A 16,631-nucleotide genomic window follows, 5' to 3' on the forward strand; every position below is an offset into this window, starting at 1 on the left:
TGACGATCCAGTAGGAGCCTGCCACGGCCGCGCCGACCGCGCCCCGGCGAAAGGATGAGGAGATCAGCGTTCACGTGCCGACCCGGCCGCCCCCGGCGCGGGAGCTGCGCCCCCTCGTGGACCGGCTGCTGCTCGTCCCCGACGAGCACCGCCGCTTCGCCGTGGACGAACAAGGCGCACGCCGCCTGCACCGCATCGGACCGGAGCTGCTGGACGAGCTCACGGCGGCCGGGCTGCCCCACGCCGGCCACGGCCCCGGCCGGCTCTTCGACGGCTACGACCTCGGCAACACCGCCCTGCACCTCGGACTGGCCTCCGTCCAGCGGCGGGCCATCCGCTCCTGGGCGGCGGCCCTGCGCACGGCCTCGGTCCCCGCACCCCCGAGCCTGCTGGTCGACGTGAAGGCGTCGTGCCCGGTGCCCGGCCACGCCGGCCCCTGCCCGTACGGAGTGCTGCTGCCCGGCGGGCGGCGCCGCGTGGTGGCGGGCCCGCCCGCGGACGCCCTCCTGGCCCGGCTCACCGTACGGCCGCATCCGGAGTGGCCGGCCTTCCCCCCGCCCGTCCTGGAGCTGCTGCGCGCCCTGGAGCCGGTCGGCTTCTTCCTGCTGCCGGAGGCCGTCCGCTGGGACCCGGAGTTCATGTGGCGGACGCGCATGGCGGACTGCGGGGGCGCGGCCGCGTGGCTGGTGGCGGAGGGCGAACGGCGTGGGCTCGGCGTCCGCTTCGCCTTCGGGCTGCTCGTGGCCAGGCCGTACTCCACCCCGCACTGCTGGGCGGAGTTCCTGGTGGACGGCCGGTGGGTGCCGGCCGATCCGCTGCTGCTGCGGGCCATGGCCGCCTGGGGCGGGCTGGACGCGGCGGCCCACCCGCCCGCCGGGTCCCCGGGAGCCGTCTTCCACCGGCTCACGGACCGCTTCACGAAAGTCGTCAGCCACGCCGGGGTCTGGGCCCCGGCGTCCCTACCCACGGAGCTCCTGCCATGCCCCTGACTCCTCCGCCCCGCTCCGCCGCGGCCTCCCCGGCCGTACCGCCGCGGACCGCCGCCCCCGCTCCCGGCCGCTTCGCCACCGTGGTCTTCGACCTCGACGGCGTCCTCATCGACAGCTTCGACGTCATGCGCGAGGCCTTCGCGATCGCCTACCGCGAGGTGGTGGGCACGGGCGAACCGCCCTTCGAGGAGTACGTCACCCACCAGGGGCGCTACTTCCCGGACATCATGCGGCTGATGGGGCTGCCCGGCGAGATGGAGGGGCCGTTCGTCCGGGCGAGCCATGAGCTGATGGACCGGGTCAAGGTCTACCCGCACGTACCGGAACTGCTGGCCGTCCTGCGCGAACGGGGCGTGCGCACCGCCGTCGCCACCGGCAAGTCCGGCTCCCGGGCCCGCGCCGTCCTGGACCGGACCGAGCTGCTGCCCCTGCTCGACGAGGTCGTCGGCAGTGACGAGGTGCCCCGGCCCAAACCGCACCCGGACATCGTCCGCGAGGCACTGCACCGGCTGGACGCACCGGCCGACGGAGCGGTCATGGTCGGCGACGCGGTGATCGACATCCGCAGCGGGCGCGCCGCCGGCACGGCCACCGCCGGCGTCACCTGGGGCGAGGGCTCGGCGGAACGGCTGCGCGCCGAGCGCCCCGACTTCCTGCTCGACCAGCCGTGGCACCTGCTCGCGCTCGTGTGCGGCGGGGGGCGCGGATGACGGCGGCCGCCCCGCGCTGGAGCGTCGTCGCCCCGCAGGGGGCGGCCGGTGAACTGGCCGGCACCGGCGGGGCCGAGGGCTGGCGGCTGCTGCTGGAGACCGCCCGCACCGTCCGGCGGCACGGGCGGGGCGCGCTGTGGCTGCTGGACCGCACGGACACCACGCCGCGGCGCGCGCCCGAGCCCGTGTGGGAGGGCTGGACGGCGCTGGCCGGGCTGGCGGCCGCGGTGCCGGGGCTGGAGCTGGGCCTGCTCTCCCCGCCGGCGCCCTTCCGCAACGCGGCCCTGCTCGCCAAGCGGGCGGCGAGCGCGGACCACATCTGCGGCGGGCGGCTCGCACTGGGCTTTACCGCCGCCGCGTACGTGCCGGAGCACCGCTCCACCGGGATCGCCCCGCCTGACGAACCCTCCCCGGGCGAGGTCTCCGCCGGCGACGACCGGGCCCACCGCGCCGTCGGGGAGACGGCCGAGGCGCTGCGCGCGCTGTGGAGCGGCCGGCCGGTGACCCTCGCCGGGGAGCACGTACGGCTGGACGCCGCGCACTGCGTACCGGCGCCGCACCAGGAGCCGCTGCCGCTGGTCCTGCGCCTGGACGCCGGGGAGGAGGGGGCCGGGGCGCGCCTGCCCGCGGACGTCTCCGTACGGGAGTGCTCCGCCGTCCAGTGGACGGGCGAGACGCGTCAAGTGGCCGCGGCTGTCGAAGAGTTCGGTAAGCGCAGGACGGCCTTGGGGACGGACCCCGGCGGGGTGCGGCACGCCTGGGCGGCCGAGTGCCGGGTCTTCGACTCTGTGCTGGAGCGTGACCGGTGGCTGTGCTCCCCGCACGAGGTGCAGTTCTGGAGCCACCACCCGGACCTGCTGGCGCGGCGGAGCCTGTACGGCACGCCCGATCAGATCGTGGACCGCGCGCGGAGCCTGCTGGCGGCGGGCGTGGAGGAGTTCGTGCTGTGGTTCCGCGACTACCCGCACACCACGAGTCTGGACCGGCTCCTCACCGACATCGCCCCCCGCGTCGGCACAGACACCGGTCCCGGCGGGGCGGAGAAGGCAGAGGAGGCGGAGGAATGAGCCCGGTGCCCGGTACGAAACCCGCCGACCCGTTCCTGTCCACGGCCTGGCTCGCCGCCGGCCGCTCCCTCGAACGCCCGCCCGCCGGCGTACGCGACACCGTGAGGCTCCGGCTGGAGATCACCGATCCGCCGCCCGGGGCGCCCCCTGCGGTGGACGTGGAGGTGGACCTGGCCGCCGGGCGCCTCGGCGTCGCGGCCGCCGCGGGCGAGTCGCCGGGGCTACGGATCACCCTGCCGCACGCGGCGGCCCGCGCGCTGCTGCTGGGCTCGTCGCAGGAGCGCGCCGGCGTCTTCGAGCGCGGTGACGTGCGCGCCGAGGGCAACTTCAGCCTGCTGTTCTTCATCGACGCGGCGCTCCGGCGGGACGGGTCGGGGCACGTGGCCGCGCTCCGGGGTGCGGCCGGACTGCCTCAGCCCCGGCCCCGGAAGGCTGCGGAGACTGCTGGGACAGCCGGGGCCGGGGAAACGGCCGGGGTGGCCGAGGCCGTTGAGCACGCCCGGGAGGCCCTGCCCGGGACCGTGCGCGAGATGGAACGCGAAGTGGGCACCTCGACTCCGGGGGCCCAGCTGCACGTCTCCCTCGACGGAGTCACCCTGGCGGACGCGGGGCTGGGCGAGGCCCGGCCCGGCGTCCCGATGACCCATCGCTCGCTGCCGCTGTGGTACTGCTGCGCCAAGCCCCTGCTGTCGGCCGCGCTCGGCCGGCTCTGGGAAGCCGGGGCGTACGACCCGTACCTGCCCGTCGCCCACTACCTGCCCGCGTTCGGCCGGGCGGGCAAGGAGTCCATCACCTCGATGGACCTTCTCACGCACACGGGCCCGCTGCCGACCGGCGACGACCCGCTGCACGGCGTGGTCGCCGGACCGGACGACGAGCGTCTGCGACGGGCCTTCGGCGTCGCGGTCCCGTCATGGTCGCGGCGGGCCCCGGGCGTCAACTACAGCCAGTGGTGGGCCTGGTTCGTCCTGGCCCGGATCCTTCCCGTGGTCGACGGCAGGGAGTACCGCCCGTACGTCGAGCAGGAGATCCTCGGGCCGTGCGGGATGACGGGCACGCGCGTGCACCTGACGCCGGAGGACTTCACGGCCTTCGGTGACCGGCTTCCGCTGATCCACGTGAGCAACCCCCGGTCGGCTCCCCAGCCCACCCACTGGTGGTCCACCGAGGCCGCGACCACGCGGTGCATCCCCGGCGTGAACACCCGGGGGCCGCTGAGCGACCTCGGCCGCTTCCTCACCATGCTGCTGCGCGGCGGGGCCGCCCCCGGCGGGCGCGTCCTCGCGCCGACGACCGTCGCCGCGCTGACCGCCCGGCACCGCACCGGCCTGCGCGACCGGTACGGGAACGCCGACTGGGGCATGGGGTTCCGCCTCGAATGCCGCCACCTGGGCGAGGAGTTCACCAGCTTCGGCACTCACGCCTCCCCGCGGTCCTACGGGCACGACGGGCTGTGGACCGCGGTGGCGTTCGCGGACCCCGACGCCGGGCTCACCGTGGCCGTCCACCTCAACGGGAAGGTGGAGCACGAACGGCACCGCGAGCGGATCCTCCGCATCGCCGACGCCGTGTACCGCGACCTCCGTCTGTGCTGACCTCCGACGTCCGACGTCCGGTTCCGACTTCCAGAGAGGGTTTCCATGCCGCACTCCGACCTGACCGAACTGCCCATGCCGTCGCCCGTGTCCGCCGAGGTGGGCGCGCTCTACGACCGGTTCACCGCCCTGGGCTCCGCCTCCCTGGGCGAGAACCTGCACTTCGGGTACTGGGACTCCCCCGACAGCCGGGTGCCGCTGGAGGAGGCGACCGACCGGCTCACGGACATGATGGCCGACCGGCTGCGCATCGGCGCCGGGTCGCGCGTCCTCGACCTGGGCTGCGGCGTGGGCACGCCCGGGGTGCGCATCGCCCGCCGCACCGGCGCGGACGTCACCGGCATCTCCGTCAGCACGGAGCAGATCGCCCGGGCCAACACGCTGGCGGAGGCCTCAGGCGTCGCCGACCGGGCACGGTTCCGGCAGGCGGACGCGATGGAACTGCCCTTCGAGGACGGCAGCTTCGACGCGGTCATCGCCCTGGAGTCGATCATCCACATGCCCGACCGCGCCCAGGTCCTCGCGCACGTGGGCCGGGTGCTGCGGCCGGGCGGCCGGCTGGTGCTCACCGATTTCTTCGAACGTGCCCCCATCCCCGCCGCCGGCCAGACCGCCGTACGGCGCTACCTGCATGACTTCATGATGACGATGGTGACCGCCGAGTCCTACCCGCCCCTGCTGCGCGGGGCGGGGCTGTGGCTGGAGGAGTTCCTGGACATCAGCGACCAGACGCTGGAGAAGACGTTCGTCCTGCTCTCCGAGCGCATCAACGCGGCGAAGCAGCAGCTCGCGGAGGAGTTCGGGGAGGAGATGGTGGACCAGTTCGACCCGGGCGACCTGGTGGGAATCAGGGAGTTCGGCTATCTGCTGCTCGTGGCCCGGCGCCCGTGACGCGGAAGGGGTGAGCGGGCACGAGCCCGCGGGCCCGTACGCCCCCGCGCCGCGAGCCGCCGGCGCGGGGGCGTACGGCCTCCTGGCTACGCCCTTCCTGCTACAGCCCCGCGGGGCCGCTCTGCCTCGGCATTCCGTCGAGGGTGCGCAGGACCACGTCCTCGGGGACGCCGGGAACGAGTTCGGCGCCCCGCGGCCCGTCGAGGACGAAGGCCAGGCCGTCGCCGGCGGCCTTCTTGTCGCGCCGCATCAGCATGGTCAGCAGGGTCGCGTCGGCGTCCTCCGGGAGCGCCCCGGGCAGGCCGTAGTCGCGGACGACCCGGGCGTGCTCCTCCGCGCGGCCGGCCGTGATGCGCCCCAGGGCCAGGGCCAGCCGGCCCGCGAAGACCGTGCCGATGGCCACCCCGATGCCGTGGCGGACGGCGAATCCGGTGGCGGTCTCCAGGGCGTGGCCCAGGGTGTGGCCGTAGTTGAGGACGTGCCGCCTGCCGGTGTCGCGCTCGTCGGCCGAGACGATCGACGCCTTCAGCCGCAGGCTCGCGGTGACCTGCTCGTGGACGGCGAGTCCGCGCAGGTCGCCCGCGCCGATGAAGTGGCAGCGCGCTATCTCGCCGTAGCCGTTGGTCCACTCCTCGGGGGGCAGCGTCTCCAGGTAGGTGGTGTCGCACAGCACGGCGGCGGGCTGCCAGTAGGCCCCGACGAGGTTCTTGCCCTCGGGGAGGTTGACCGCGGTCTTGCCGCCGACGCTCGCGTCCACCTGGGCCAGGAGTGTGGTGGGCAGGTGGATCACGGGCACCCCGCGGTGGTGGAGCGCGGCCGCCAGCCCGGCCGTGTCGGTGGTCGTCCCGCCTCCGCAGGAGACGACCACGTCGTGGCGGGTGATGCCGAAGGTGGTGAACCGCCGGCACAGGTCCTCCACGGTGGCCAGGGTCTTGTGGCGTTCCCCGTCGCGCACCTGGACGACCGTCGACGGCACGCCGGGGTCGGGCACCGTCTCCGGCGGCCGTGCGGTGACGACCGCGGCACGCCGGGCGCCCAGTGCCGCCACGACGTCCGGCAGGAGCTCCCGCGCCCCGGGCCCGACGTGGACGGCGTAGGAGCGCTCCCCCAGCCGCACGTCGACACGGCTGACAGGGCCGGCGGAACCGACAGGGCTTACGGGACCGCCTGGGCTGACGGGGCTGTGGCGTCCGGCGGGGTTCTGCTGCGGCTGCGGCACGGCGGCCCTCCTCGCTCGTGGGTACGCCGGCGCTCGCGGGTGCGCGCCGACGCGATCGGTGCGGGGTGGTGCGTACGGTACGAGGCAGTGCGTACGGCACGGGCAGTGCGGACTGTGCGGGCAGTGCGGACTGTGCGGGCGGGCTCAGTGCTCCGCCCGGTGTGCGGCCTCCAGGACGTAGCCGCGCCCGCGGACGGTGCGCACGCGCAGGTCCAGGGCCGACAGCCGGCGGCGGATGCGCATGATGTGCAGGTCGAGCGCGTTGCGGCTGAGCGGGGGCCGGCCGGGCTGCGGGGCGAGCAGGTCGTCGCGGGCGACGACCTCCGTGAAGGAGGCCGCCAGCCGGGCCACCAGATGCGCACCGGTGGGCGAGAGCAGGGCGGAGCGGCGGCGGAAGCGCAGGACCCCGTTGGGCTCGACGACGGGCCGGGATTCCGCGGCCGCCCGCATCCGCAGCGCCTCGGCACGGGCCCGGAGGTCCCCGGGGCTGATGGGGGCGCGCACCCAGTCCTCCCGGAGGTCCGGGCTCGCGGGCGCCTCCGCGCCCGCCTCCAGCACCAGGATCCGCATGACCCCGCGGTCGCGGCAGCGCTCCCGGCGGTCGGACTCCGCCGGCCAGCGGATCAGCTCCACCTTCTCTCCCGGCAGTAACGGCACGCGCGCCCCCTCCACCTCAACTGTCCACCATTGAACCGGACTTCACTCAATCACACGGAAGTCCGCGGCGCACGGCTGCGAGGGGCGCTCCGGTCAGCCGACGGCCTGGGCGAAGGAGAAGAAGCGGTGCGGGTCGTAGGCGCGTTTGACCGCGGTCAGCCGGCCGTAGTTCTCGGCGTAGTAGGCCGTGCGCCAGTCGGTCAGCTCGGGGTCGATGAAGTTCTGGTAGCTCTCGCCGTTGGAGTGCGGGTCGAGGGTGTGCAGCCCGCGCGCGGCCCAGGCCCGGCCGGCGGTCTCGTCCTCGCGGCTGTAGTCCGGCTTGTTCAGGGCGAGCGAGAAGCCCAGGTAGAACTGCGTGTCGCGGTGCACGTAGGCGGTGGTGGAGCGGTCGGGGCGGTTGGCGGCGCCGCCGAGGGCGAAGAAGCTCAGGAAGCGGAACTGCCCGGCCCGGGGGCCCGCGGCGAAGGCTTCCAGGATCCGCTCGACGCCCCGCGCCGGGATGGCCGCGGAGAAGAGCCGGTTGCGGTCGATGGAGAAGTTCTGCCGGGGCAGGGCCGCCTCGGGCGAGTAGCCCACGGTGTGGCACTGCTCGGGCGACAGCTCGGCGCAGCCGTACTGCGCCATCATCGCGTCGTGCGCGGACTGCCGCTTGGCCGACCGCGTGGCGGGCGCCCGGCCCACCGACGCCACCAGGGAGTCCAGTACGGGGTCGAGGGCGTCCGGCGCGCCGAGCCAGGCTCCGGTGACGACGACCACCGGGGCGCCGGTCCCGGCGTCCGGCCACTGCACGGCCAGGGCGGCGCCCAGGTCCCGCGGGCCGTCGATGATCCAGTGCTGCCACGCCTCGACGACCCGCTGCGCGGCCTCCCACGGCCAGGTGAGGTTGTAGCTGACGAGGGTGGGCACGTCCGTGGGCCGCAGCTCCAGGCTGGTGATCACGCCGAAGTTGCCGCCCCCGCCGCCGCGCGTCGCCCAGAACAGGTCCGGGTGCTCGGCGGCGGACGCGGTGACGGCCCGCCCGTCGGCCAGGACGATCCGGGCCGAGACCAGGCGGTCGCAGGCCATGCCGTACTTGCGGGTCTGCCAGCCCAGCCCGCCGCCCGGGACGAACCCGCCGGGGCAGACGCCCGGGCAGTTGCCGCCCGCCACGGTGACGCCGCGCGGCGACAGCGCCGTCAGGGCGTCCACCTGCTGGGTGCCGGCCCCCATGACGACGGTGTTCCGGGGCGTCAGCCCCACCGTGCTGAGCCGCGAGAGGTCGAGGACGATCCCCTCGCCCGTGGAGTAGCCGCCGAAGCTGTGCCCGCCGCTGCGCGGGACGAGGGGCAGGGCGTGGTCCTGGGCGAACGCGAGGGTCGTCCGGACGTCCTCCTCGCTCCGGCAGTAGGCCACGGCCTGCGGCCGGATCCCGTCGAACTGGCCGCTGTAGAGCTTCCTGGCCCGTTCGTAGCCGCTGTCCGAAGGCAGGACGAGGTCGCCCGACAGGCGGCGTTCGAGCTCGTTCCAGTCGACGCCGCCGCCTGCGCGCCGCGCGGCCGGACCCGCCGGGCCCGCGGCCGCCGCACCGGTCGCGCCGGTGGCGGCAGCGGCCGCCGCCACCGCTCCGGCCCGTAGCACAGTCCGCCTGTCGAGCATGCTGCCTCTCCATTCCATCGGCCGGCCCGCGCGCCCGGGCGCGCGGGAAGCGATCACGGGAACCACGGCCCAGGATGCCCGGCAGGATCACCCGTGCCTCCGCTCCTGTCAGCGGGGTGAAAGAAAGCGGCACTTGACGTTCCGCACAATGGGAGGGACACCGGGAGCGGAAGGCGGAGCACATGCACCAGGCGGAGCGGAACGGGTATCCGGGCAGGCGGTTCCGGGACGAGCGGCTGCTGGAGGCGAAGGTCACCGCGGTCCGGGCCGCCGTGCCCGGCATGACGGACGTCACGCTGCGCGGCCCCGCCTTCGCCCGGTTCGCCTGCAAGCCGGGCGCCCACCTCCCCGTGGAGGTTCCCGGTGGCGCGCAGGGGCCCGTCCTGCGGACGTACTCGGTGTGGCGGCACACCCCGGCCGACGCCTCGCTCACCCTGCGGATCGCGCTGCACCGCCCGGGCGGCCCGGGCTGCGCGTGGGCGGGCGCCGTGACGCCCGGCGCGCGCGTACGGACCGGGGTCCCGCGCAACCGGATCGTGCTCGACCCCCGGGCCCGCCACCACGTCTTCGTCGGCGAGGAGACGGGAGCGGTGCCGCTCCTCACCATGGTGGACGCGCTCCCGCCCGGGGCCGTGACCCACGGGGTGCTGGAGACCACGGGCCCGGAGGCGGAGTTCCCGGCGCCGGACGGCGCGCGGACGCTGCGCTGGGTGCACCGCGGGCGCGCCTCGGCGGCCGCCTCACCGGTGCTGGTGGCGGCCGTCCGCCGGCTGGAGCTGCCTCCCGGGCCGGGAGTCGCCTACGTCGCGGGAGAAGCGGCGACCTGCCGGGCGGTGGTGCGCCACTTCGTGACCGAGCGGGGCTGGCCGCGGTACGCGGTCAAGACGCAGACGCACTGGACGCCGGGCAAGTGCGGCATCCTCTGAAGCGTCACGCCGCCCGCGGCCGGAGCGCGCGGACGGTCTCGCGCAACAGGTGCGCGACGGTCCGTGCGTCGTCGTCGGTGAGCCCGGGGTGCAGCGGCAGGCACAGCGTCTCCGCCGCGGCGCGCTCGGACACGGGCAGGGAGCGTACGGGCCCGTAGGCCGGGACCGTGTGCAGCGGCCCGTAGCGGAAGCTCGTCTCGACCCCGGCGGCGTGCAGGCGGCGGGCCACCTCGTCCCTGATGCGGCGGTCCACCTGCACCCAGTACAGGTAGTGGGAGGAGACGTGCCCGCCGGGGAGCGGGGGCGGCCGCCGGATGCCCGCGGCGCCGGCCAGCGCGTCGTCGTAGCGGCGGACGAGCTCCTCCCTGCGGGCGACGAGACCGGGCAGGCGGCACAGTTGGACGGCGCCGATCGCGGCGGTCAGGTCGTTGCCGACGAGCCGGCGGCCGATCTCCCGCTGCTCGAACTCCCAGGACCGCCACGGCGGCGGGGTGAAGCCGTCGTCGGGCCGGGCCAGGCCGTGGTAGGCGAGGCGGCGGGCCCGGCGGGCGAGGCGGGGGTCGCGCACGTGGAGCATGCCGCCGTCACCGGTCACCATGATCTTCATCTGGTCGAAGCTCCAGACGCCCATGTCGCCGAAGGTCCCGGCGGCCCTTCCGCGCACGCTGGACGCCACGGAGCAGGCCGCGTCCTCGACCAGGGCGACGCCCCGCCGCGCGCAGAGCTCCGCCAGGCCGGCGATGTCGCCGGGACAGCCGCCGTAGTGCAGGACCAGGACCGCCTTGGTGCGCGGGGTGAGCACCCGCTCGACGTCGCGGACCGACGGGTTGAGGGAGCGCGGGTCGACCTCGCAGAAGACGGGGCGGGCGCCGCGCGCCCGGGTGGCGTTGGGCCCGGACACGAAGCTCAGGGACGGGATCACCACCTCGTCCCCCTCGGTGAGGCCGAGCAGTTCGAGCGCGAGGAACGTGCCCGAGGTCGCGGAGTTGAGGAAGACGACGTGCTCCGGTGGGACGCCGAGGTGCCGGGCGAAGCGCCCCTCGAAGTCCCGCGACCGCGGCCCGTAGCCGACGGTCCCGCTGTCGAAGGCCTCCGCGACGGCCCGGAGTTCGGGGTCGCCCAGCGCGGGCCGCGAGAATGCGATCACGTAGCTCTCCTCCTGGGGTCGCGGGTCGTGACCTGTCATGCCCGTACGTCACGAGAGCACTTACCCACAAGAAGCGGATAATGCTCCTCCGCAACGCGAACGGCTCGTATACCCCCGTCGCACCTCCGGCAGCGCCGTTGGCGGACTCCGAGAGCCGGTTCCCGGCCAACTCCGCCCGGGCCCTACCGGGCGCCCGCCTCCGTGAGTAGCGTCGCCCCTCGGCATCGATCGACCGCAACGTCTACAGGGGGTCACATGAGATTCCGCTACCGTGTCGCGGCCGTCAGCGCATCCCTCGCTCTTGCTGGCGGGGGCATGGTGAGCCTCGCCGTGCCCGCTTCCGCATCGCCATCCGGATCCGCTTCCGCTTCCGCACGCGACGCCGCGCCCGCCCTCTCCTGCGACGCATGGCGGTACGAGAGGGGCACCAAGGGGCACGGTGCGTCGATCAAGTGCTACGGCAGCTCGTTCACCGGGTACGCCGTCTGCCACCAGCCCGACGGCTACCTGTACCTCCGCTTCGGCAACCGGGCCCGCTCCGGTGGCACTTCGCTCGTGTGGTGCGACCGCAACGCGGAGGTCACCGATGCGGGGGCGATTCCCGGCTGACCGCTAGGAACGGAGCCCCGGCAGCCGAGGGGGCTGGCCACAGCGGTCTCTCCACCGCTGCGGCCGGCCCGACGGCTTACGGGAACCTTCGCCTTACTCTCCGGTTACGCTCCGGCCGAAGACCGCCCGCCCGCGCCCGTACTCGCCTTAGCGCTGTCCATCAGCTCGTCGAAGGCCGCGAAGACGTCCGGCGCGTGGAGGGTGACGAGGTCTTCGCGCGTCAACGGCTCGCCGTTGCGGGGCGTTGCCGCGAGGCGGAGATCGCGGTGGGCGGCGGCCTTCTGGCACAGGTTGCGGATGAAACGGCCGTTGCCGAGGGCGTCGATCCTGTCCGCCGCACCGCTGAGGCTCCGTTCCAGGGCGCTCGCGCCCGCCGGGGACAGGACGTCGCCGTTGTCGTCCAGCAGCACGCCGGCGATCTCCCGCAGTTCCTCCGGCGCGTACGACGGGAAGTCGACGTGCGTGGTGAAGCGGGAGGCCAGGCCGGGGTTGGTGGCCAGGAGGCCCTCCATCTCGCGGCGGTAGCCGGCCAGAACCACGACCAGGCGCTCGCGGTCGTCCTCGGCACGCTTCAGGAGCACCTGCAGCGCCTCGTTGCCGAACGCGTCACCACCGTTGTAGCCGTCGTTGACCAGGGCGTACGCCTCGTCGATGAAGAGCACGCCGTCCAGGGCGGAGTCGATGACCGCCGACGTCTTCAGCGCGGTGGAGCCGAGGTGCTCGCCGACCAGGTCGACGCGCTGCGTCTCCACGACGTGACCGCGCTCCAGCAGGCCGAGCCCCGCGAAGACCTTTCCCACGATGCGGGCCACCGTGGTCTTGCCGGTGCCGGGCGGGCCGGCGAAGACGAAGTGCTGCGGCCGGCTGCGGGTGGGTATGCCCTGCTCCGCGCGGAGCCCCGCCATCTCCAGCTGGGCGATCAGGGTGTGGACCTGACGCTTGACCGACTCCAGGCCGATCATGCCGTCGAGTTCGGCCCGCGCCTGGGCGAGCAGCTCCGCGCGCTGCCCCGCCGCCACGGCGGCCGAGCCGCCCCCGGCCTGGACGACCTGCGCCCGCTCCGCCACGTCGTACAGCCCGGGGTAGTGCCGGTAGGCGTACTGGAAGTGCTTGAGGGCCTGCTCCTGGGCACCCAGCCCCTCGTGGGCCACACCGCTCCAGTAGGCCACCTCGGCCTCGAAGTGGCTGTTGACCTCCATCTCCTCCGACAGCCAGGTCAGGGTGTTGAGGGCCTCGTGCCAGACCTTCTGCGCGATGAGCGCCTGCGCGGCGTAGAGCTGCGCCTCGGCCACGAGCAGGGATTCCTCGATGTCGGTCGAGGAGGACAGCACCCAGTTCCACTCCTCCGAGAGGTAGGCGTACCGCGTGGTGAGGAAGCGCATCCCGTCGCAGTCCGGCTCCGCTTCGGCCATCGTCTGCCATGCCTCGCCGAGGGCGCCGGCGTCCAGGAGGGCGCTGTGGACGGCCAGCCACAGGTCCCGGCTCGTCACCAGGGGGAAGTTGACGTACGCGCCGATCCGGAACTGGGACACCAGGGATTTGCTGTGTTTCGCCCGCAGGGCCCCGAACTTCGCCTCGTGCTGCTCCATGGCGGCCAGGGCCTCGTCCTGACGCCGGCCCGTGGCGTGCAGGCCGAGCCAGGCGTCGGCCGCGGTGGGGTCGTCCCGCACCGCGTCCGCGAAGCGCGCCGCCGCCCGGTCGGTGGCTCCCTGCTCGAACAGGCCGACGGCTTCCAGCCAGGCCCGCTCCGCTCGTCTCGCCGCCAGCCAGGACGTCTTTCCACCCGACACAGTTCTGCCCTCCTGTTCCCGTTCCTGCTCCGGAGCAGGAACGGGAACAGGAACGGTTGATGTGATCATTTACAGAGGGCTGATGGTACTGCGCCCGCGACGCCGGGCGTTCCACCCCCGCTGAAGGCCGGCGCCCCCGCTGAAGGGCGGCGCAAAGTCGCGTTCCCGGCAGCGGCTCATGCGTCCGCACGACCGTTCCCGCCCGGCCGAAGGCGGGAAGCCTAGGGCCCTATGACCACGGAACCGCGGCACGAAGGCACCCTCCCCCGGTCATCCCCCGTGACGGCCCTCGTCCTCCTCGTTCTCGGCACCGCATGCGCCCTCTGGCTGCCGGCCGCCGGCCCGGCCTCAGCGACGACCGCCGTCCCGCCCGGCCGGACGGGCCCCGTCAGGTGCGAGCTGAGCGCCTACGTCAGCGACCTGTACGACATCGATCCCGCCAAGGGCAGGTTCTCCGCCCGGTTGTGGCTGTGGACCATCTGCCCGGACAAGAGCGCCGACCCACTGCCCAAGGTCTCCTACGCCAACGCCGACGACCCGAACGCCTCCGAGCCGAACATCATCGAGCAGGACGGGCAGGTACTGGACCAGGTGCGGGTGCAGTCCAGCTTCCGGCAGCGCTGGGACGTACGGAACTTCCCCTTCGACCGCCACCGCATCGAGATCGTCCTGACCGCACCGGAGGACACGAACCACTTCCGGTTCACCGTGAACAACGCCGATGCGCAGACCAACCCGGACATCCGCCCCCAGGGCTGGCACCTGACCGGATTCCGGCTGGTCAGCGCCGTCAAGCACTACACCACCACGTACGGCGACCACAGTCTGAAGAACGGCAGCACCTACGACCAGGTGCACATCCGGATCGACCTCGAACGCTCCGCTCCCACCGTCTTCTGGAAACTGACCATCCCGCTCTACCTCGCCGTACTCATCGCCGTCTCCACCTTCCTCGTCTCCTCCCACCGCGAGGAGCTGGAGACCACCGCGCGGCTGGAGGGCATCCACAACAGGCTCGGCGTCCTGGGCGGCGGCCTGTTCGTCGTCGTCCTCAACATGCAGCAGGCCAATGACGTGATCACCAGCTCCACCGGGCTGACCCTCATCGACCGGCTCCACCTCACCACGCTCGCGTTCCTCCTCCTCGCCGTGGCGGGTACGGTCCTCGCCTGGAGCTGGACCTCCCGGGGCGGCAGCCCCACCCGGGCGGAGCACATGGGCCACCGCGGGGCGTGGTGCGGGCTCGCCGCCTACGTGGTGGCGTGCGGGGCGCTGGTACTCCAGGCGGCGTGGCGGTGACGCTCCTCCCCGTCGCCGTGAGCAATGCCGGGCACAGGTCGCCGGCGACGCGGCGATCACGGCGCCTGATCGGGTCAAGGCTTGTTCAGGTAGGTGAGGACGGCGCGGACGCGGCGGTTGCTGTCGTCGTCATCGTTGAGGCCCAGCTTGCCGAACATGGTGGTGGTGTACTTGCTGATGGCGCTGTCGCTGAGGAAGAGGCGGCGGCCGATGGCCTGGTTGGACAGGCCCTCGGCCATGAGGCCCAGCACGGAGTACTCGCGTTCGGTGAGTTGCTCGAGCCCCCGGCCCGGGGAGCTGTTGGAGAGCAGTTTCGCGATGACGGACGGGTCCATGGCGGTCCCGCCGGCCGCGACCCGCTCCAGGGCGCCGATGAACTGGTCGGCGTCGAACACGCTCTCCTTGAGGAGGTAGCCGACACCGCCGGACCCGTCGGCCAGGAGCTCCCGCGCGTACAGCTGCTCGACGTGCTGGGAGAGGATGAGGACCGGCAGCCCGGGCATCTCGCGGCGGGCGGCGAGGGCCGCCTGCAGGCCCTCGTCCGACTGGTTCGGCGGCATGCGGACGTCGATGACGGACACGTCCGGGCGCCATGTCCGCAGTGCGTCGAGCGTCTCGGGTCCGGTGGCCGCGGTCGCCACCACTTCGTGTCCGCACGCCTCGATCAGTCGGACCATCCCGTCGCGCAGGAGGTAGAGGTCTTCGGCTACAACGATTCGCATGGCACCATCATCCTCGCCCGTGTCGGACCGCCCGGCGGGCTGGTGATCTCCAGGGTGCCGTCGAAGGCGGCGAGGCGGCGGCGCAGGCCCGCGAGCCCGCCGCCGGTCCGGATGCCGGCGCCGCCCCGGCCGTCGTCCTCGACCTCGGCGATGACGCCGGTGTCGTCCCGGGTGAGGGTGACGTACGCCCGGGTCGCCCGGGCGTGCTTGACCGCGTTGGTCAGCAGTTCGGCGATGCCGAAGTAGACGGCGGACTCGATCGGCGGGTCCAGGCGCAGCGGGGTGGCGGCGCTGACGGCCACGTCGAGGGGCATGTCAAGGGCGAGGGCGCGGACGGCGTCGGCGAGTCCCCGTTCGTTGAGTACGGGCGGGCTGATGCCCCGGATCAGCTCGCGGAGTTCGGCCAGGGAGGCGGTGGCGCCGGCCTGTGCGTCCCGCATCAGTGCCCTGGCCTGGTCCGGGTCGCTATCCATGAGTTTCCCGGCGGTCGCCACGGAGAGCCCGAGCGCGACCAGGCGGGCCTGTGCGCCGTCGTGCAGGTCCCGTTCGATGCGGCGGATCTCGGCGGCTTGCGCGACCGTCGCGTCCGCGCGCTGGGCGGTCAGTTCGTCCACCCGGTCCGCCAGCGCCATCGCGGGCGAGGGGCGGAGGAAGCGGACGGCCACCGGTACGACGGGCCGCCAGGCGTACGGGGCGGAGGCGACGGCCACGACCAGGCCGAGTCCGCCGACGAGGTGCGCGGCGGTCTCCGGCCGGGCGAACCCGAGGACCGCGGCGGCCACTCCGGCCGGCGGGAGGGCGGCGACCACGCCCGCGGTGAACGGCACGATCCCCGTGAACCGCAGGTCGCGCCAGTTGGCGGGGTCGCTCCACCAGAGCCGCATCTTCTGGTCCAGGACGGCGTCCCGGCGGCTGCGCTCGTAGGAGAAGCCGTTCCACCAGTACCCGGTGGACAACCGCGTCACCGGGCCGCCCTGCCGGTATCCGGCGGGGATGACGGTGGCGGCCCACCGCGCGACGAGGAAGCGGATCGTCCGGCAGACCGGGCGGGGCAGGGCGAGCGTGCCCACGCACACGATCGCGAACGGCGCCGTCCACGACCAGGGGTTTCCCGGCCCCCACCAGATCCCCAGCGCCGCGGCCGCGGCCCACACGGCCGGAACCAGCAGGCTGACGGCCGCCACGGCACACGCCCGTACGAACCCCACGCCGACGCGTGCCGGCCACGTCCCCAGTCGTCTCATGAATCTTCCTCCGCTTCCCGTTCGATGCTTCCACTGTGCACCGTGCGGAGCCCGCTCCTGCCCTGGTCAGCCCAGGAGTGGGGCTAGCCCCACCCACCCGTGCGCCCAGGCCCATACCGGGCCGGCCGGGC

15 protein-coding genes are annotated in these 16,631 nt (G+C 74.0%); 8 read left to right on the plus strand and 7 right to left on the minus strand.

All coding sequences use genetic code 11. The features are described from left to right. The first annotated feature begins 74 nt into the window (after positions 1–74). Genes IF61_RS0127405 through IF61_RS0127425 form a run of 5 tightly spaced genes read left to right on the plus strand, consistent with a single transcriptional unit; the run spans position 75 to position 5,252 of the window. Positions 75–989, plus strand: a complete 915-nt coding sequence (locus IF61_RS0127405; RefSeq protein ID WP_030369212.1) for a transglutaminase-like domain-containing protein — start codon at positions 75–77, stop codon at positions 987–989. Then, positions 980–1,699 carry an HAD-IA family hydrolase gene (locus IF61_RS32810; RefSeq protein WP_078660545.1) on the plus strand — a complete coding sequence of 240 codons (720 nt, stop codon included), beginning with the start codon at positions 980–982 and terminating at the stop codon, positions 1,697–1,699. Before IF61_RS0127405 ends, IF61_RS32810 begins: the two co-directional genes overlap by 10 nt. Then, on the plus strand, positions 1,696–2,766 hold the full coding sequence (locus tag IF61_RS0127415; protein ID WP_157848694.1) for an LLM class flavin-dependent oxidoreductase: 1,071 nt from the start codon (positions 1,696–1,698) through the stop codon (positions 2,764–2,766). The genes IF61_RS32810 and IF61_RS0127415 overlap by 4 nt, the downstream gene beginning before the upstream one ends. Next, positions 2,763–4,361 carry a serine hydrolase domain-containing protein gene (locus IF61_RS0127420; protein WP_052393103.1) on the plus strand — a complete coding sequence of 533 codons (1,599 nt, stop codon included), beginning with the start codon at positions 2,763–2,765 and terminating at the stop codon, positions 4,359–4,361. Before IF61_RS0127415 ends, IF61_RS0127420 begins: the two co-directional genes overlap by 4 nt. 45 nt (positions 4,362–4,406) lie before the next feature. Next, positions 4,407–5,252 carry a methyltransferase domain-containing protein gene (locus IF61_RS0127425; protein ID WP_245684642.1) on the plus strand — a complete coding sequence of 282 codons (846 nt, stop codon included), beginning with the start codon at positions 4,407–4,409 and terminating at the stop codon, positions 5,250–5,252. Positions 5,253–5,352: 100 nt separating this feature from the next. Here the strand turns inward: IF61_RS0127425 and IF61_RS0127430 are convergent, their stop codons facing one another. The 3 genes from IF61_RS0127430 to IF61_RS0127440 all read right to left on the minus strand — a co-directional run bounded on the left by IF61_RS0127430 (position 5,353) and on the right by IF61_RS0127440 (position 8,763). Beyond that, complete coding sequence (locus IF61_RS0127430) at positions 5,353–6,369, minus strand: 3-dehydroquinate synthase family protein (protein ID WP_030369217.1); 1,017 nt, start codon at positions 6,367–6,369, stop codon at positions 5,353–5,355. A gap of 246 nt (positions 6,370–6,615) precedes the next feature. Next, a complete protein-coding gene (locus IF61_RS0127435; protein ID WP_157848695.1) occupies positions 6,616–7,128 on the minus strand; it encodes a winged helix-turn-helix domain-containing protein in 513 nt (170 codons plus the stop codon). 93 nt (positions 7,129–7,221) lie between these two features. Next, positions 7,222–8,763: an FAD-binding oxidoreductase gene (locus IF61_RS0127440; RefSeq protein WP_030369219.1), complete on the minus strand. Its 1,542-nt coding sequence runs from the start codon at positions 8,761–8,763 to the stop codon at positions 7,222–7,224. A 182-nt stretch (positions 8,764–8,945) separates the two neighbouring features. Between IF61_RS0127440 and IF61_RS33645 the strand changes: the two genes are divergently transcribed. Continuing rightward, complete coding sequence (locus IF61_RS33645; RefSeq protein WP_052393106.1) at positions 8,946–9,689, plus strand: siderophore-interacting protein; 744 nt, start codon at positions 8,946–8,948, stop codon at positions 9,687–9,689. A 4-nt stretch (positions 9,690–9,693) separates the two neighbouring features. Here the strand turns inward: IF61_RS33645 and IF61_RS0127450 are convergent, their stop codons facing one another. Further along, the gene (locus IF61_RS0127450) at positions 9,694–10,836 is read right to left on the minus strand and encodes a DegT/DnrJ/EryC1/StrS family aminotransferase (RefSeq protein WP_030369221.1); all 1,143 of its coding nucleotides are present in this window, start codon (positions 10,834–10,836) and stop codon (positions 9,694–9,696) included. 255 nt (positions 10,837–11,091) lie between these two features. Between IF61_RS0127450 and IF61_RS0127455 the strand changes: the two genes are divergently transcribed. After that, entirely contained in the window at positions 11,092–11,445 is a 354-nt protein-coding gene (locus IF61_RS0127455) for a hypothetical protein (RefSeq protein WP_169748853.1), read from the plus strand. Positions 11,446–11,549: 104 nt separating this feature from the next. Here the strand turns inward: IF61_RS0127455 and IF61_RS0127460 are convergent, their stop codons facing one another. After that, positions 11,550–13,235, minus strand: coding sequence for an AAA family ATPase (locus tag IF61_RS0127460; protein WP_245684643.1), 1,686 nt, complete (start codon positions 13,233–13,235; stop codon positions 11,550–11,552). 231 nt (positions 13,236–13,466) lie between these two features. On the opposite strand from IF61_RS0127460, the gene IF61_RS0127465 reads away from it, so the two are divergent. Next, positions 13,467–14,534, plus strand: a complete 1,068-nt coding sequence (locus IF61_RS0127465; RefSeq protein WP_030369224.1) for a ligand-gated ion channel — start codon at positions 13,467–13,469, stop codon at positions 14,532–14,534. A gap of 74 nt (positions 14,535–14,608) precedes the next feature. On the opposite strand, the gene IF61_RS0127470 is transcribed toward IF61_RS0127465, so the two are convergent. Both IF61_RS0127470 and IF61_RS0127475 read right to left on the minus strand, forming a co-directional pair. Next, positions 14,609–15,256 carry a response regulator transcription factor gene (locus tag IF61_RS0127470; protein ID WP_030369225.1) on the minus strand — a complete coding sequence of 216 codons (648 nt, stop codon included), beginning with the start codon at positions 15,254–15,256 and terminating at the stop codon, positions 14,609–14,611. Next, positions 15,241–16,500, minus strand: a complete 1,260-nt coding sequence (locus tag IF61_RS0127475) for a sensor histidine kinase (RefSeq protein ID WP_030369226.1) — start codon at positions 16,498–16,500, stop codon at positions 15,241–15,243. The genes IF61_RS0127470 and IF61_RS0127475 overlap by 16 nt, the downstream gene beginning before the upstream one ends. Positions 16,501–16,631: the final 131 nt, after the last annotated feature.

The organism is Streptomyces roseoverticillatus (assembly GCF_000719265.1).
Classification (GTDB): Bacteria; Actinomycetota; Actinomycetes; order Streptomycetales; family Streptomycetaceae; genus Streptomyces; species Streptomyces roseoverticillatus.

Bases quoted from the DNA above. Each gene is read 5' to 3' on its own strand.
- IF61_RS32810 (WP_078660545.1), top strand. From the start codon at position 980: ATGCCCCTGACTCCTCCGCCCCGCTCCGCCGCGGCCTCCCCGGCCGTA.
- IF61_RS0127415 (WP_157848694.1), top strand. From the start codon at position 1,696: ATGACGGCGGCCGCCCCGCGCTGGAGCGTCGTCGCCCCGCAGGGGGCG.
- IF61_RS0127420 (WP_052393103.1), top strand. From the start codon at position 2,763: ATGAGCCCGGTGCCCGGTACGAAACCCGCCGACCCGTTCCTGTCCACG.
- IF61_RS0127425 (WP_245684642.1), top strand. From the start codon at position 4,407: ATGCCGCACTCCGACCTGACCGAACTGCCCATGCCGTCGCCCGTGTCC.
- IF61_RS0127440 (WP_030369219.1), bottom strand. From the start codon at position 8,763: ATGCTCGACAGGCGGACTGTGCTACGGGCCGGAGCGGTGGCGGCGGCC.
- IF61_RS33645 (WP_052393106.1), top strand. From the start codon at position 8,946: ATGCACCAGGCGGAGCGGAACGGGTATCCGGGCAGGCGGTTCCGGGAC.
- IF61_RS0127455 (WP_169748853.1), top strand. From the start codon at position 11,092: ATGAGATTCCGCTACCGTGTCGCGGCCGTCAGCGCATCCCTCGCTCTT.
- IF61_RS0127465 (WP_030369224.1), top strand. From the start codon at position 13,467: ATGACCACGGAACCGCGGCACGAAGGCACCCTCCCCCGGTCATCCCCC.
- IF61_RS0127470 (WP_030369225.1), bottom strand. From the start codon at position 15,256: ATGCGAATCGTTGTAGCCGAAGACCTCTACCTCCTGCGCGACGGGATG.
- IF61_RS0127475 (WP_030369226.1), bottom strand. From the start codon at position 16,500: ATGAGACGACTGGGGACGTGGCCGGCACGCGTCGGCGTGGGGTTCGTA.